Genomic DNA, 14,340 nt, shown 5'->3' with positions numbered 1-14,340 from the left:
CGCAAGCCTGTAATGGAGCTTGCGCCTGGAAAGCCTGCATGCCATCGACCTGACCCTGCTCGGCGGCGCACTGCTGATCCTCGCCGGCATCGCGTCGTCGCTGCTCGCGCGTCGATTCGGTGCGCCGCTGCTGCTGGTCTTCCTGCTGCTGGGATTGCTGCTCGGCGAGGACGGCCCCGGCGGCATCCGGTACGACGACACGCATTTCACCTTCCAGGTCGGCGCGCTGGCATTGGCGGTCATCCTGTTCGATGGCGGCCTGCGCACCCATGCCAGCCATGTGCGCGGCAGCGTCATGCCGTCCCTGGTGCTGGCGAGCGTCGGCGTGCTGATGACTGCCGGGCTGACGGCGCTCGCGGGCCAACGGCTGCTGGGCCTGCCACCGGCCGAATCCCTGTTGCTGGGCACGATCCTTGCCTCCACCGACGCGGCCGCGGTGTTCTTCCTGTTGCGCGCGGGTGGCCTGCACCTGGAGCGTCGCAGCAGCGCGACGCTGGAAGTCGAATCGGGCAGCAACGATCCCACCGCCATCTTCCTGACGCTGGCGCTGACCGCCTGGATCGCGGGCCATAACGCTGCCGGCGCGGATGCCGGCGTCATGGCCGGTGCGGTGACGGTGGCGATCAAGCTGGCGTGGGCGGTTGGCGTCGGTGCGGGTCTTGGCTATGGCGGTGGCCGCGCGTTGGTCGCCGCCCTCAACACACTCCATCTGCCCTCGGGCCTGCATCCCTGGCTGGCGCTGGCGTCGGCGGTCGCGCTGTTCGCGGTCACCAACCTGCTTGGCGGCAGTGGCTACCTGGCCGTGTACCTGGCCGGGATCGTGGTGGCGAATCGGCCGATCCGCGCGCGCGCCGACGTGCTGGCGGTGCAGGACGCCGCCACCTGGTTCGCGCAGCTGGTGATGTTCCTGCTGCTGGGGCTGCTGGCGTCACCGTCGGGACTGCTCGCCGCGCTGTGGCCTGCGCTGGGTGTCGCCGCCTTCCTCATGTTCGTTGCGCGGCCGTTGTCGGTGTTCCTGTGCCTGTGGCCGTTCGGCTACCGATGGCAGGAGATGGGATTCATCAGCTGGGTGGGGCTGCGCGGCGCCGTCGGCATCTTCCTGGCATCGATCCCGCTGCTGGCGGGCCTGCCGCATGCACGCCTGTATTTCAACGTCGCCTTCGTGGTGGTGCTGGTCTCGCTGCTGGTGCAGGGCTGGACGCTGGGGCGCGCCGCGCATCTGTTCGGGGTCGCGGTGCCGCGGCCTGATCCGAACACGCGCCGCATCCAGCTCGACCTGCCAGGCCAGCTGCAGTACGAGATGATCGGTTATCGCGTGGCCCCGGGCAGCGCGGTGTTGCGCGGTGCCGTGCTGCCCGGACGCGTGCGCCTGGCGATGGTGGTGCGCGAGGGGCAGGTGTTGTTGCCCCCGCACGAAGCGTCGCTGGCCGCCAACGACTATGCGTACTTCGTTGCGCCCGCGGGCGCGGCGGCGCGGCTGGACTGGCTGTTCGCCGAGGGTGGCGATGCCACCGCCGCGGAAGAAGACACCTTTGGATTGTTCACGCTGCCGGGGAACATTCCGTTGGGCGAATTGGCGTCGTTTTACGGGCTGGACATCCCCCCGCGGTTTGCCCCGGTGACAGCCGCGCAACTGTTCGACCAGCGCTTCGACGAGCAGGCCCAGGTCGGTGATCGGCTTGCGGCGGGACGCGCGACCCTGGTCGTGCGGCGGCTGGATGGCGATCACGTGGCCGAAGTCGGACTGAAGTTCACCGGCATGGGTGAGCGACTGATCTCCGGTCGCTGAAGCCGCCGCGACCCCTTCATCCGGGGTCGCAGTGGCAATCGGGCTCAGTGCCCTTGTTCGGGCTGCTGGATGTGACTGGGGTGATCGGTCATGTATTTGCGCGCTTCAGCCGTGTTGCGTTCGCGACTGGCGACGGTTTCACAGCGACGCGTAGTGAGATTGGTGCCGGTCTTGCGCTCGACGCGGCAGATGACGCGATTGCCATCCTGCGCCAGCAGGGTCGACTTGATCAGCTCCAACTTGTTGGCCAGGTCGACCTGTTGCTGCTGGTTGAGCTGGTCGAGCGAGCTCACCCCGTCCAGCATGCGGAAGACCTGGTCCTGGGTGGCTTCCACCTTGCGGACCGCCTCCGCGTCGAAGCGCGAGTACTCGCCCCGGGGGGCGTCGAGCTTCGCGCGCAGCGCGTGCTGCACCTGCAGGATCTCGGGCACGGTGGTGGCAGTGGCGGCCTGATCCCCACCAGCCAGGCAGGTGCCTGCCAGGCTGGCGAGCAGCACGCCACAGCCCATCAGTGGAATCAGTTTCATCGCGCGCCTCATCGATCGGTTGGTGCATCGATCCTACGCCCGGCACCTGAAGGCCAGCGTGTACCTCAGGGGATGTTGCCTGCGGCGGCCGGCTGGATTCCCGGCCGATGATCCCTCTCCGCAGGGCCTGACGCGCGGACAAAAAAACGCCCCCGGGCGGGGGCGTTTTCAATCCACGTGGGACGATCGAGCCGGCTTAGCGGCCGATCTCGTTGTGATCCATCATGCGCCGCGCTTCGGCCGTGTCGGCTTCGCGCTGGGCAACCGTCTCACAGCGCCGCGAGGTGAGGTTGGTGCCGATCTTGCGTTCGATGTGGCAGATGACGCGCTTGTCTTCCTGGGCCAGCAGCGTGGCCTTGACCTGATCCAGTGCGTTGGACAGATCGACCTTCTGCTGCTCGCTGAGCTGGTCCAGCGAGGTCACCCCGGACAGCATGTGGAAGACCTGGTCCTGCGCGGCTTCCATCTTGCGGACGGAGGCCTCGTCGAAGCGCGAGTATTCACCAGTCGGCGACTCCAGCTTCGTGCGCAGCGCGTGCTGCATCTGCAGGATCTCGGGCACGGTGGTCGCGCCCTGGTCGCCGCTGGCCAGGCAGGCACCAGCAAAGCCTGCGAGGAGCACGCCACAGCCAATCATGGAAAGCAGTTTCATCGGTTCGTCTCGGTCGTTCGGGTCGGTGACCGATCATCCCCGGCCACCGCCGCTGCCGCAAGTGTCGATCAGGCCGCCGCCGCGGTTTGCGGGGAGTGGAATTGCGCCTCCTCGGTGGATCCTTTCAGAGCGACGGTCGAGGACCCGGCTCCCTGAACGGTTTGGGTGACCGCGTCGAAGTAGCCGGTTCCGACTTCGCGCTGGTGCTTGACCGCGGTGAAGCCACGGTCGGCGGCGGCGAATTCGGCCTGCTGCAGCTCCACGAACGCGCTCATCTGCCGCCGGGCGTACCCATGGGCGAGATGGAACATTGAATAGTTCAGGGAGTGGAACCCGGCCAGGGTGATGAACTGGAACCGGTAGCCCATGGCCGCCAGGTCCCTCTGGAAGCTGGCGATGGTGGCGTCGTCCAGGTGCTGCTTCCAGTTGAATGACGGCGAACAGTTGTAGGCCAGGAGTTTGCCGGGGAACTTCGCATGGATCGCCTGGGCGAACTGCCGCGCGAACGCCAGGTCCGGCTTGCCGGTCTCGCACCAGACCAGGTCCGCGTACGGCGCATAGGCAAGGCCGCGGGAGACCGCCTGGTCCAGGCCCTTGCGGGTCTTGTAGAAACCCTCGGCCGTGCGCTCGCCGGTGCAGAACGGCCGGTCGTTGTCGTCGATGTCGGCAGTGAGCAGGTCTGCGGCCTCGGCGTCGGTGCGCGCAACGATCAGCGTCGGCACGCCCATGACATCGGCGGCCAGCCGCGCGGCGACCAGCTTCTCGACCGCCTCGCGCGTGGGCACCAGCACCTTGCCGCCCATGTGGCCGCACTTTTTCACGCTCGCCAGCTGGTCCTCGAAATGCACGCCGGCCGCGCCCGCCTCGATCATCGCCTTCATCAGTTCGAAGGCATTGAGCACGCCGCCGAAACCCGCCTCGGCATCGGCGACGATCGGCTGCAGGAAGTCGATGTCGTCGCCGCGCTCGGCGCCGGACTTCGCGGCGTTCTCGGCCTGCTGCACCTGGTCGGCGCGCAGCAGCGTGTTGTTGATGCGCTTGACCACCTGCGGCACCGAATTGGCCGGATACAGCGACTGGTCCGGATACATCTCGCCGGCCAGGTTGGCGTCGGCGGCAACCTGCCAACCGGACAGGTAGATGGCCTTCAGCCCGGCCTTGACCTGCTGCATCGCCTGGTTGCCGGTGAGCGCGCCCAGCGCGCTGATGAAATCCTCGCCCTGCAGCGAGCGCCACAGCTTGTCGGCGCCCAGGCGCGCGAGCGAATGCTCGATCGCCACCGTGCCGCGCAGGCGCACGACGTCTTCCGCCGCGTACGGGCGGTTGATGCCGGTCCAGCGCGGATTGTTGCTCCAGTCCAGCTTGAGTTGTTCGGCGGTGGGAAGCGTGGCTTTCATGAGTGGTTCCTTGCGTCCATGTTGCGCGGTTGGGTGCAGCAATCCCTCGCTGCGGGGGGGGGTCGCGGTCAATCGATCAGGTCGTAGGCGGGAACGGTGAGGAAATCGGCCAGCGTGTCGGCATGGGTCAGGCTGTCGAGCAAGGCGATGGCATCGCCCACGCGCGCCGCGCCGGGCAGCGCCGCGACGGCTGCAAGCCGCGCGGGCAATCCGATCAGCGCGCGTTCGAGCAGGGCGAAATCCAGCGGTGTGTCGTCGTCCAGGCGCAGCGGCTCGTGCCCGCCATCGCCGAAGTGCAGCCATTGCCAGAGCTGCGCGCGGGCGATTTCGGCGGTCGCCGCATCCTCCATCAGCCAATGGATCGGCACGCAACCCTGGCCGTCGAGCCACGCGGCGAGGTAGCGCACGCAGACCTCGACGTTGTTGTCGAAGCCGGCGCGGCTGATGCTGCCCAGCGGCGCGGCCAGCAGTGCATCGCGGGTGGCCCGGACGTCTTCGCGCAGCACGTGCTGCTGGTGCGGGGTCGGCATGTGCGCATCGAAGATGTCGCGCGCCAGCGCGATCAGCGCCGGGTGCGCGACCCACGTGCCGTCGTGGCCGGCGGTGACTTCGCGCAGTTTGTCGGCGCGCACGCGATCCAGTGCGAGTGCGTTGGCGGCAGCGTCGCCGGCGATCGGGATCTGCGCCGCCATGCCGCCCATCGCGTGCGCGCCGCGTCGATGGCAGGTCCGGATCAACAGCTCCGAGTAGATGCGCAGGAAGGGCTGCGTCATCGTCACCTGGCTGCGCTCGGGCAACACCTTGTCGCGGTGGCGACGGAAGGTCTTGATGTACGAAAAGATGTAATCCCAGCGCCCGCAGTTGAGGCCGGCGATGCGGCTGCGCAACGCATGCAGGATCTCGTCCATCTCCAATGCCGCCGGCAGCGTTTCGATCAGCACGGTGACCTTGATCTGCGCGGCGGGCAGACCCAGCGCCTGCTCGATGTGGGCCAGCACCGCGTCCCACAGCGCCGCCTCTTCCATCGACTGCAGCTTGGGCAGGTAGAAGTACGGACCGCGATCCTTGCCCGCCAGGGCTTGCGCGTTGTGGAAGGCGAACAGGCCGAGGTCGAACAGGCTGGCGCTGATCGGCGCGCCGTCGATGCACAGGTGTTTCTCGTCCAGGTGCCAGCCACGCGGCCGCACCATCAGCACCGCCTGCCGCTCGAACGGCTGCAGCGTGTAGCGCCTGCCATCGGCGGCGATGTGCTCCAGCGTCCCGGCGACCGCGGCGCGAAGCGCGCGCTGGCCCGCCACCAGGTTGGCCCAGGTCGGCGAGGTCGAGTCCTCGAAATCGGCCATGTACACCTGGGCGCCGGAGTTGAGCGCGTTGATGACCATCTTCGGATCGACCGGGCCGGTGATCTCCACGCGCCGGTCCAGCAACGCCGCCGGCAGTGGCGCGACGCGCCAGTCGCCGGCACGCAGGTCGGCGGTGTCGGCGCGGAAGTCCGGCAATGCGCCGGTGTCGAAGGCGGCCTGGCGCTCGCGGCGGGCGGCCAGTCTTGCCTGGCGGTCGGGCTCGAAGCGCCGATGCAGCGCGGCCAGGAAGGCCAGTGCCTCGGGAGTCAGCAGCTCCGCCTGGCCAGGCAGGCTCCGCGTGATCGCGATGCCGTCCGTCGCTACTGCCTGCAGGACTGCCGCCATGCGCTGCTCCGTGTGTCGGGGACCCAGACCATCCGCTCTAGTACGGTATTTGACAAACCAGTTTTCGCAATGCGTACTATTAGAAGAACTTATATCTGTGGCGAAACATGGTCGAACGCAGTCCAGCGGCCCCGCGCTTCGCTTACAAAGCCGATCGGCTGAAGCCCTTGCGGGCGTTCTGCCAGACCGCCCGGCTGGGTTCGGTGTCGCGCGCCGCGGAGGCGCTGTACGTCAGCCAGCCAGCCATTACCCAGCAATTACAGGCGCTGGAGCGTGAGCTGGGGGTCAAGCTGTTCGAGCGCAGCGGACGGCGCCTCGTTCCGACCCGGGAAGGGGAAGCGCTGTACACGCTGGCGCGGCCGCTGGTCGAAGGAATCGACGGGCTGGATGGTGCCTTTCGCGAACAGCTGCGCGGGCAGGATGCCGGCGACCTGGACGTGGCCGCCGGCAGTTCCACCATCCTCTACCTGCTCCCGGGCATCGTGGAGGCTTTCCGCCAGCGCCACCCCGACGTGCGCCTGCGGCTTCACAACGTCACCGGCGCCAGCGGCCTGGACCTGCTGCGTTCGGATGCGGTGGACCTGGCGGTCGGGTCGATGCTCGACGTTCCGGCCGACCTGGCCTACGCGCCGCTGTACCGGTTCGAGCCGATGTTGATCACGCCGCTGGACCATCCGCTGGCGCACAAGGCCGAACTGACGCTGGAGGATCTCTCCCCCTACGGCCTGATCCTGCCGCCGCAGCGGCTGACGACCTACCGGATGGTGGACCTGGTGTTCCAGCGCAACCGCGTGCCGTACACGGTGGCGCTCGAGGTCGGTGGCTGGGAAGTGATCAAGCAGTACGTGGCCATGGGCCTGGGCATCTCGATCGTGACCGCGATCTGCCTGACCGATGCCGACCGCACGCGCCTTGCCGCGCGCTCGCTTGCGCGGTATTTCCCGTCACGCAGCTACGGCGTGGTGATGCGCAAGAGCAAGCAGCTGTCGCCGCAGGCGCACGCCTTCGTGCAGCTGGTGCAGCCGGACGCAGGCTCCCCCGACGATTGAGCGCGAGCGTTGCCGGTGCAGATCATGTTGGCACGGGGGATCGCGCGCCTCGAGCCGGGTCAGGGCGTGCCGTGGTGCCGTCCCTTCCACGGCCGGTACCAGGCGCGGATCCGCGCGATGTCGGCGCTCATGTCGTCGCTGGTCTCGAAGATCGGGCCAATGCCGATGACCTTGTCCGGGTAATGGAAATATGCCGGCAGGATGCCCACGTCCGCCGCGCGGGCGATTTTCCAGAAGCCCACTTTCCAGCGATCGACCGGTTTGCGGGTGCCCTCCGGGGCCAGTCCCAGCCAGAATTTGTCGGACTCGCCGATCAGCGTCGCCAACTGCTCGACGACGCCGTGCGCGGCGCTGCGGTCGATCGCGATCACGCCCAGCCTCTCCAGCACGGCGCCCAGTGGCCACCAGAACAATTCGCGCTTGCCCAGGATCTTGATGTCCAGGCCCAGCGCCAGCTTGGCGGCAAAACCCCAGACCCCGTCCCAGTTGGACGAATGCGGCGCCCCGATCAGCACCAGCTTGGGGATGTCCGGGAAGGTACCGACCATGCGCCAGCCGCCCAGGCGCAGGATGCTGCGTCCGAGCCAGCGACCAAAACGGTTCGGCGGCACGCGCGGCGCACTGGGAGGCAGCGGCAGGATGAGATCGTCGCCGGCACCGCGAGGGTGCTCGTGATGGGTGGCGCTCATGCCGGCGCCGTCCATGACCGCGCCGTCGTCGCGCCTGCCGCCCCGCGCTTGTGATCGCACATGCGTCGGCTAATCCCATTCGCGCTGCGTGCGCCCCTGCTTGATCGTACTGCGTCCGCGCTTGGCGTCGAGCCGGCGCTGCCTGGACGCACGCGTCGGCTTGGTCGCGACCCGCGGCTTGGGTGCGCGCAGGCCCGAGGCGATGAAGGCGGCGAGGCGGTCGCGCGCATCCTGGCGATTGCGGTCCTGGGTGCGGAAACGCTGGGCGCTGATGACGAAGACGCCGTCGAGCGTCAGCCGGCGATCGCGCTTGGCCAGCAGGCGTTCGCGCACCAGGTCCGGCAGCGACGGCGAGTTGGCGACATCGAAGCGCAACTCGACCGCGGTCGCCACCTTGTTGACGTTCTGCCCGCCCGGTCCCGTCGCGCGCACGAAACGCTCGACGAGCTCGTCGTCGGGGATGGACAGGGTGTCGTCGATGGCGAGCATGGCCGGAATTGTATGGTGGGTTCGACCCGCCAGCGGGCCCGAGCACCAGTGCTGTTCCCATCGCATGCGCCAGCGATGGCGACCGTTACGCCGGGTCGAACAGCGACAGTGCCTTGGTGAATTCGGCATCCAGCGGCGCGACAGTGTCGCAAGCCACGCCCGTCACCGGATGCGTGAACGCCAGCCGCTGCGCATGCAGCAGCATGCGGTGGATGCCGAGCATGCGGAAGGCGCGGTTGTGGCGGCCGTCGCCGTGGCTGCTGTCGCCGATCAGGTGATGGGAGACATGCTTGAGGTGCCGACGGATCTGGCGGAAGCGCCCGGTCTGCGGGCGCACCTGCAGCAGCGCGTAGCGCGACGTCGGGAAGCCGGCGGAAGGCAGGGCCAGTTCGACCGTCGCCAGCCGCGCGAATCCGGTCACTGCCGGTTTCTTCTGCGGCTTTCCGGGTCCGCCATCGAGCGGATGGTCAACGACGAACTCTTCCTCCGGCCAGCCACGGCAGACCGCGAGGTAATCCTTCCGCAGGCCGTTGGCCATCACCGCGTGCCCAAGCAACGAGGCGGTGTCGCGATCGAACGCCAGCAGCAGGCAGCCGCTGGTGGCGCGGTCCAGCCGATGGATGAGGAAGACCGGCCGGCCGAACTGTTCGCGCAAACGGTCGGCGGCGAAGTCGGTCTCGCCACGCGCCAGCGCGCTGTCGTGGACCATCAGCCCCGCGGGTTTGTCGACGACGGCGAGCCACTCGTCGCGATACAGCACTGGCAATGCCGGCCTGTCATCCGTCGCCGGCGCATCGACCTGCGCTGCCACGCCGTTCGCTGTCATCTCCATCATTCGTTGCCGAAGTCAGTTGCGGCGGGGCCACGCCGCCAGCAAGGCCCACAGGCCGCCCAAGCCCGCGATCCACGCCGACGCCGGAATGCCGGCCAGGCGCGGGCCACCGGCCTCGAACGCATACAGCACCGCGGCGACGATCAGCAGGCCGGAGCCGACGATTGCGCCGACCGCGCGGCGCTGGAAGGTGCGCGTGGCCTCGGCCAGTTCGGCCAGCTGCCGCGAATGCAGGTTCAGGTGATGTTTGCCCTCGACCTGCTGCGTCAGCCACGCGTGCAGCAGGCGCGGCATGTCCGGCGCCTGGGTGATGAGCTCGGGCAGGCGCTTGCGGAATTCGGTGAGCAGGCGCTGCGGGCTGTAGCGCTCGCGCAGGATGCGCTCGAGCACCGGGCGTGCGACCGCCCAGATGTCGATGTCCGGATCCAGCTGGCGGCCGACGCCCTCGATGTTGAGCAGCGTCTTCTGCAGCAGGATCAGCTGCGGCTGGATCGTGAGTTCGTAGCGCTGCGCGGTGCGGAACAGTTTCAGCAGCACTTCGGCCAGCGAGATCTCCGCCAGCGGCCGGGTGAAATAGGGCTCGCACACCGCGCGCGCCGCGGCTTCGAGTTCGTCGATGCGGATGTGCGACGGCATCCATCCGGCCTGCACGTGCAGCTCGGCGATGCGGCGGTAATCCTTGTTGAAGATCGCCATGAAATTCTCGGCGAGGTAGTACTGGTCCTCGCTGGAGAGCTGGCCCATGATCCCGAAATCCAGCGCGATGAAGCGCGGGTTGGACTTGCGCAGCGGATCGATGTCGACCCAGATGTTGCCGGCATGCGCGTCGGCGTGGAAGAAATTGTCGCGGAACACCTGCGTGTAGAACACGCGCACGCCCTTGGCGGCGAGCAGCTTGCGGTCGATGCCCGCCGCATCGAGCGCGGCGATGTCGTCCGACGGGATGCCGTGCACGCGCTCGAGCGTCAATGCACGTTCGGCGGTGTGGCTCCAGACCACTTCCGGCACGTAGAGGTCGGGCGAGTCGAGCCAGAAGCGCCGCAGCACGCTGGCATTGGCGCCTTCGCGCTGCAGGTCCAGTTCGGCCGCGAGCGTCGATTCGATTTCCGCCACGATCTCGCGCGGACGGATCTTGTCGGCAGCCGGATGCGTGCGGTCGACGACGGCCGCGACGGATTTGAGCAGGGCGACATCATCGGCGATCTGGCGCCTGATGCCCGGACGCAACACCTTGACCACGACGTCGCGGCCGCGCACGCCATCGACGGCGGGCAGCGTCGCCGCATGCACCTGCGCGATCGAGGCCGAGGCCAGCGGCGTCGTGTTGAAACCGGCGAACGCCTCGTTGATCGGCCGGCCCAGCGATTCCTCGACGAGCGCGCGCGCGGTGTCGCCGTCGAATGGCGCCACGCGGTCCTGCAGCAGGGTGAGTTCGTCGGCGATATCGGTCGGCACCAGGTCGCGCCGCGTGGACAGGATCTGGCCGAACTTGACGAAGATCGGTCCGAGTTCCTGCAAGGCCAGCCGCAGGCGGGCGCCGCGCGGCAACGCGGCGATGTCGCCCGATGCGCGCGGTACGAACGGGCGCATCAACTTCAACCAGCGCTCGGCGCCGGTCTGGTCGAGCAGGTCATCCAACCGGTAACGCACCAGCACGCGGCCGATGCGCAGTGCCCGCAGCGCCGAACTCATGCGCCGCCATCCATGCGCGGAGACAGGCGCGCCACGCGCGCCGCGAGCCGCTCGACATCGTCACGCAGGGTGTCGACATCGTCGTGGAAGGCATTGAGTTCATCGCGACCGAGCACGTCGCGCGATTCCTCGGTGACGTATTCGGCGGCGGTCTGCGCCAGGTTGCGCGACAGGTCGCGGCCCTGTCGCAGCGCATTGGCGATCGCCTTTGCGACCTGCACGCCGACGACGTCGCCAAACACCGCGGCGAACGGTCGCTGCCAGTCCGGATCGAACTGTTCCGCAAGTCGCTGCAGCCGGCGTGCGAGCTCCGCATCGCCGGAGACGCGGAGGCGTCCGACCGGCGGGGCATCGTCGCGACGGAACATCGGCAGTTGTGCGACCAGCGCCGCCAGCGTGCTGCGCACGCTCAGGTCGGGCTCGACGGCAGTGTCGACCGGACCGACCACCAGGCGATCGCCGACCACGCTCACCTGCAGCGCCAACGGCGGGCGCGCGATCTCCAGCGCGACGCGCTGGCCGTCGAGCCGGCGCAATGCACCGAGCGTGCCCGGGTCCAGCGCCAGCGCGCGGTTCAGGGCGGCCTCCAGCGTGCGCCCGGCAAGCGGCTTCCATTGGAGCGGGGTGGCGGTCATCAAGTCATTCTATCGTGCCGCGCCGTGGCACCACGTGGCGATAGCACGCGCCTGCCGATTCATCCCGTCGCATCGCGATGTGCCGGGAGATGCCAATTCGCTGTCGCGAGCAGCCGGCATGCCGCCGGGTCTTCGTCGCCCGGGAAGGCGGCAGACCGTACCCGGGATTCACGGCGCGATGAACTCCCGGGTGCGCTTCGCTTACCCGGGCTACGGCGGTTTCTGTCGTTCGCGATCAGGTGCCGAGCCACGCCGCCGACAGTCGCGCCAAGCCTTCGTCGATCGACACGCGCGGCACGTAGCCAAAGTCGCGCGTGGCCGGCGACATGTCATACCAATGCGTGGTCGCCAGCTGCTCGGCCAGGAAGCGCGTCAGCGGCGGCTCGCCCTTGAGCGGCAGCAGGGTCCACGCGGCTTCGCAGGCGGCGCCGATCGCGTAGGCGATGGGGAAGGGCACCGTCTTGTGCACGGGCGCTTCGCCCGCTGCCGCCAGCAACGCGTTGATGATGTCGCGTGCCGGCCGTGGCTCCCCGTTGCTGATGAAATACGCGCGACCCGCGCACGGCGCGCCGGGCTCGAGACGGTCGAAGGCATCGAAGTGCGCCTGCGCTGCGTTGTCGATGTAGGTGGTGTCGATCAGGTTGTCGCCGTTGCCCACCAGGCGCAGGCGGCCGGCGCGCGCGCGCTGTACCAGGCGCGGCAGCAGTTGCTGGTCGCCCGGTCCCCAGATCAAGCGTGGGCGCAGCGCGACGGTGGCGAGATCGCGATCGCTGGCCGCCAGCACCGCGCGCTCGGCGATGGCCTTGGTCGCCGGATAAGGCGCTTTGAAATGTTCGCCATAGGGCACGCTGTCGGCGGTTCCGCCCGCCACCGGATGGGTGGCGCGATGGGTGACGCTGGGCGACGACGTGTACACCAGCCGACCGATGCCAAACGCGCGGCAGGCGGCGATGACGTTGTCGGTGCCGACGACGTTGGCGGCGTGATAGCTGGCATGGCTACCCCATGCGCCGGCCTTGGCAGCGTTGTGGAACACCGCGTCGCAACCGCGCACCGCCGCCATCACGGCATCCCGGTCGGCCAGGTCGCCGGCGATCTGGCGCACGCCCAGGGCGTCGAGTTCGCCGTGGTGGTGGCGACTGAAACTCGCGACGGCGTGGCCGCGTTCGAGCAGGCCCCGGCACAGCGCCTGGCCCAGGAAGCCACCGCCACCGGTCACCAGGATGTTCATCGCTGCGTCCGCAATTGTCGTGCCGCCCAGGTGGCCAGTTGCTCGCGGCCGATCTTGGCGTTGTGGCGGATGTCGACCGGGAAGTCTGGATGGAACAGGACGGTGTCGATGCACGCCGTGTGCACGAAACCCTCACCGATGTGGCGCAACTGCGCGGCGATGCGCGCGTGTTCGCGCCGGGCCACGCCACTGTGCAACTCCACGCACAACACCGGGCGTTGCGCGGCGCGGTCGCCGATGCCGACCAGCGCCGTGCGCCGCACCTCGGGATGCGTGTTGAACACCGGCTCGACCTGTTCGGTGCACAAGGTCGTGGCCGCATCCACGATCACGCGTTGCGACTTGCGGCCGCAGAACCAGAGCATGCCGTCGCGATCGACATAGCCCAGGTCGCCCATGCGATGGACGATGCGCTCGCTTCCATCGGCGAGCGGTTCGCGGATCTTCGCCAGGCGTGTCGCGGCATCGCGGTTGAAATAGCTGTCGGTGACGCTGGGGCCGGCCACCGTGATCTCGCCGACCTGGCCCGCCTTCACCAGCAGCGCATCGCTCCACTGGGCGATCGCGCCATCGTCGATCGCGATGATGCGGACCAGGTTGGGTGGCACCGCGCGTCCGACGCAGGTGCCGCCACCCTGCTCGCTGCGCTCGCGCGTCATCAGCAGCTCGCGGCCTTCGATGACCGACACCGGCAGGCACTCGGTCGCGCCATAGGGCGTCCAGAACCGCGCATCGTCGGCGAGCAGGGCGCACATGGCGCTGACGACGTCGGCCGGTACCGGCGCGCCGGCCGACGTCACCGTCTTCAACGTGGGCAGCGCGGCGCCGTGTCGTGCCAGCACCGCCATCAACGCCGGCGAGCCGAACAGCTGGTCGACGCCGAATCGCTCGATCGCATGCAGCAGACTGCGCGGGTTGGCGCGCGCCGGGCGCGTGGGATCCATGTCGGGAATGATCGAGGTCAGTCCCAGCGCCGGATCGAACAGCGCGAACGGCGGGAACGTCGGCATGTCGGTGCCGCCGGCGGCGATGCCGAAGGCATCGCGCAGCATCGACACCTGGGCGACCAGGTGGCGGTGCCGGTAGACCACGCCCTTGGGCACGCCGGTCGATCCGCTGGTGAACAGGATCGCCGCGACATCGTCCGGATCGGTGTCGGCGAGTTGCGGCATGCACGGTGCACCGTCGCGCTCGACCTGCCGCAGCGTGGCATCGGCGAGCCACGGCCGCGCCGCGGTGGTGATGCGCATGCGCACGGTGCGGGCCCAGCGCAGCACGACGCGCGCGGCGTGGGCCAGCGGGATGCCGATGAAGGCCTGTGGCCGTGCCTCGTCCAGGCAGGTGCGCAGCGCGCGCTTGTCGATGCCCGGATCCACCAGCACCGGCACCGCGCCGGCCTTGAACAGCGCGAACATCACCAGGAAGAATTCCGGCGTCGGTCGCAGCATCACCACCGTGCGCGTTCCGCGCACGATGCCGCGCGCGGCCAGTCCAGCCGCGATGGCGTCGCTGCGCGCATCGAGCTCGGCGTAGGTCAGCGTGACGTCATAACGCCCATGGCGACCGGGACAGCGCATCGCGACCTGGTCGGGCCGCTCGCGCGCCAGTCGTGGCAGCGACGCGGCGATGTTGCAGGATTCTGGCATCGACGGATTGTAGGGCTCTGCTTT

General features: G+C 68.7%; 13 protein-coding genes. 2 read left to right on the top strand and 11 right to left on the bottom strand.

Going from position 1 to position 14,340, the window contains the following annotated elements:
* The first annotated feature begins 19 nt into the window (after positions 1-19).
* Positions 20-1,789, top strand: a complete 1,770-nt coding sequence (locus tag GST15_RS08580) for a potassium/proton antiporter (RefSeq protein WP_159016831.1) — start codon at positions 20-22, stop codon at positions 1,787-1,789.
* A gap of 44 nt (positions 1,790-1,833) precedes the next feature.
* On the opposite strand, the gene GST15_RS08575 is transcribed toward GST15_RS08580, so the two are convergent.
* The 4 genes from GST15_RS08575 to aceB all read right to left on the bottom strand — a co-directional run bounded on the left by GST15_RS08575 (position 1,834) and on the right by aceB (position 6,053).
* Positions 1,834-2,316, bottom strand: coding sequence for a hypothetical protein (locus GST15_RS08575; RefSeq protein ID WP_159016830.1), 483 nt, complete (start codon positions 2,314-2,316; stop codon positions 1,834-1,836).
* 196 nt (positions 2,317-2,512) lie between these two features.
* Entirely contained in the window at positions 2,513-2,968 is a 456-nt protein-coding gene (locus GST15_RS08570; protein WP_159016829.1) for a hypothetical protein, read from the bottom strand.
* 68 nt (positions 2,969-3,036) lie between these two features.
* A complete protein-coding gene (gene aceA, locus GST15_RS08565; protein WP_159016828.1) occupies positions 3,037-4,365 on the bottom strand; it encodes an isocitrate lyase in 1,329 nt (442 codons plus the stop codon).
* 68 nt (positions 4,366-4,433) lie between these two features.
* Positions 4,434-6,053 carry a malate synthase A gene (aceB, locus tag GST15_RS08560; RefSeq protein WP_159016827.1) on the bottom strand — a complete coding sequence of 540 codons (1,620 nt, stop codon included), beginning with the start codon at positions 6,051-6,053 and terminating at the stop codon, positions 4,434-4,436.
* Positions 6,054-6,160: 107 nt separating this feature from the next.
* Here aceB and GST15_RS08555 point away from each other — a divergent pair, with 107 nt between their 5' ends.
* Entirely contained in the window at positions 6,161-7,102 is a 942-nt protein-coding gene (locus tag GST15_RS08555) for a LysR family transcriptional regulator (protein WP_159016826.1), read from the top strand.
* A gap of 59 nt (positions 7,103-7,161) precedes the next feature.
* On the opposite strand, the gene GST15_RS08550 is transcribed toward GST15_RS08555, so the two are convergent.
* The 7 genes from GST15_RS08550 to oleC form a co-directional block, all read right to left on the bottom strand.
* Positions 7,162-7,791, bottom strand: a complete 630-nt coding sequence (locus GST15_RS08550; protein WP_159016825.1) for a lysophospholipid acyltransferase family protein — start codon at positions 7,789-7,791, stop codon at positions 7,162-7,164.
* Between the two features lie 69 nt (positions 7,792-7,860).
* Positions 7,861-8,280, bottom strand: coding sequence for an alternative ribosome rescue aminoacyl-tRNA hydrolase ArfB (gene arfB / locus GST15_RS08545; protein WP_159016824.1), 420 nt, complete (start codon positions 8,278-8,280; stop codon positions 7,861-7,863).
* An 85-nt stretch (positions 8,281-8,365) separates the two neighbouring features.
* The gene (locus tag GST15_RS08540; RefSeq protein WP_159016823.1) at positions 8,366-9,106 is read right to left on the bottom strand and encodes a pseudouridine synthase; all 741 of its coding nucleotides are present in this window, start codon (positions 9,104-9,106) and stop codon (positions 8,366-8,368) included.
* A gap of 21 nt (positions 9,107-9,127) precedes the next feature.
* Positions 9,128-10,804, bottom strand: a complete 1,677-nt coding sequence (gene ubiB / locus GST15_RS08535) for a ubiquinone biosynthesis regulatory protein kinase UbiB (RefSeq protein WP_159016822.1) — start codon at positions 10,802-10,804, stop codon at positions 9,128-9,130.
* Positions 10,801-11,439, bottom strand: a complete 639-nt coding sequence (locus tag GST15_RS08530; RefSeq protein ID WP_159016821.1) for a ubiquinone biosynthesis accessory factor UbiJ — start codon at positions 11,437-11,439, stop codon at positions 10,801-10,803. Before GST15_RS08530 ends, ubiB begins: the two co-directional genes overlap by 4 nt.
* Before the next feature lie 235 nt (positions 11,440-11,674).
* A complete protein-coding gene (gene oleD, locus GST15_RS08525; RefSeq protein ID WP_159016820.1) occupies positions 11,675-12,670 on the bottom strand; it encodes a 2-alkyl-3-oxoalkanoate reductase in 996 nt (331 codons plus the stop codon).
* Entirely contained in the window at positions 12,667-14,316 is a 1,650-nt protein-coding gene (oleC, locus tag GST15_RS08520) for an olefin beta-lactone synthetase (protein ID WP_159016819.1), read from the bottom strand. The genes oleD and oleC overlap by 4 nt, the downstream gene beginning before the upstream one ends.
* Positions 14,317-14,340: the final 24 nt, after the last annotated feature.

This window comes from Cognatiluteimonas profundi (assembly GCF_009792795.1).
GTDB lineage: Bacteria > Pseudomonadota > Gammaproteobacteria > Xanthomonadales > Xanthomonadaceae > Cognatiluteimonas > Cognatiluteimonas profundi.
Note: the sequence above shows the minus strand (reverse complement) of the source record. Positions and strands in the feature narration are given on the sequence as shown.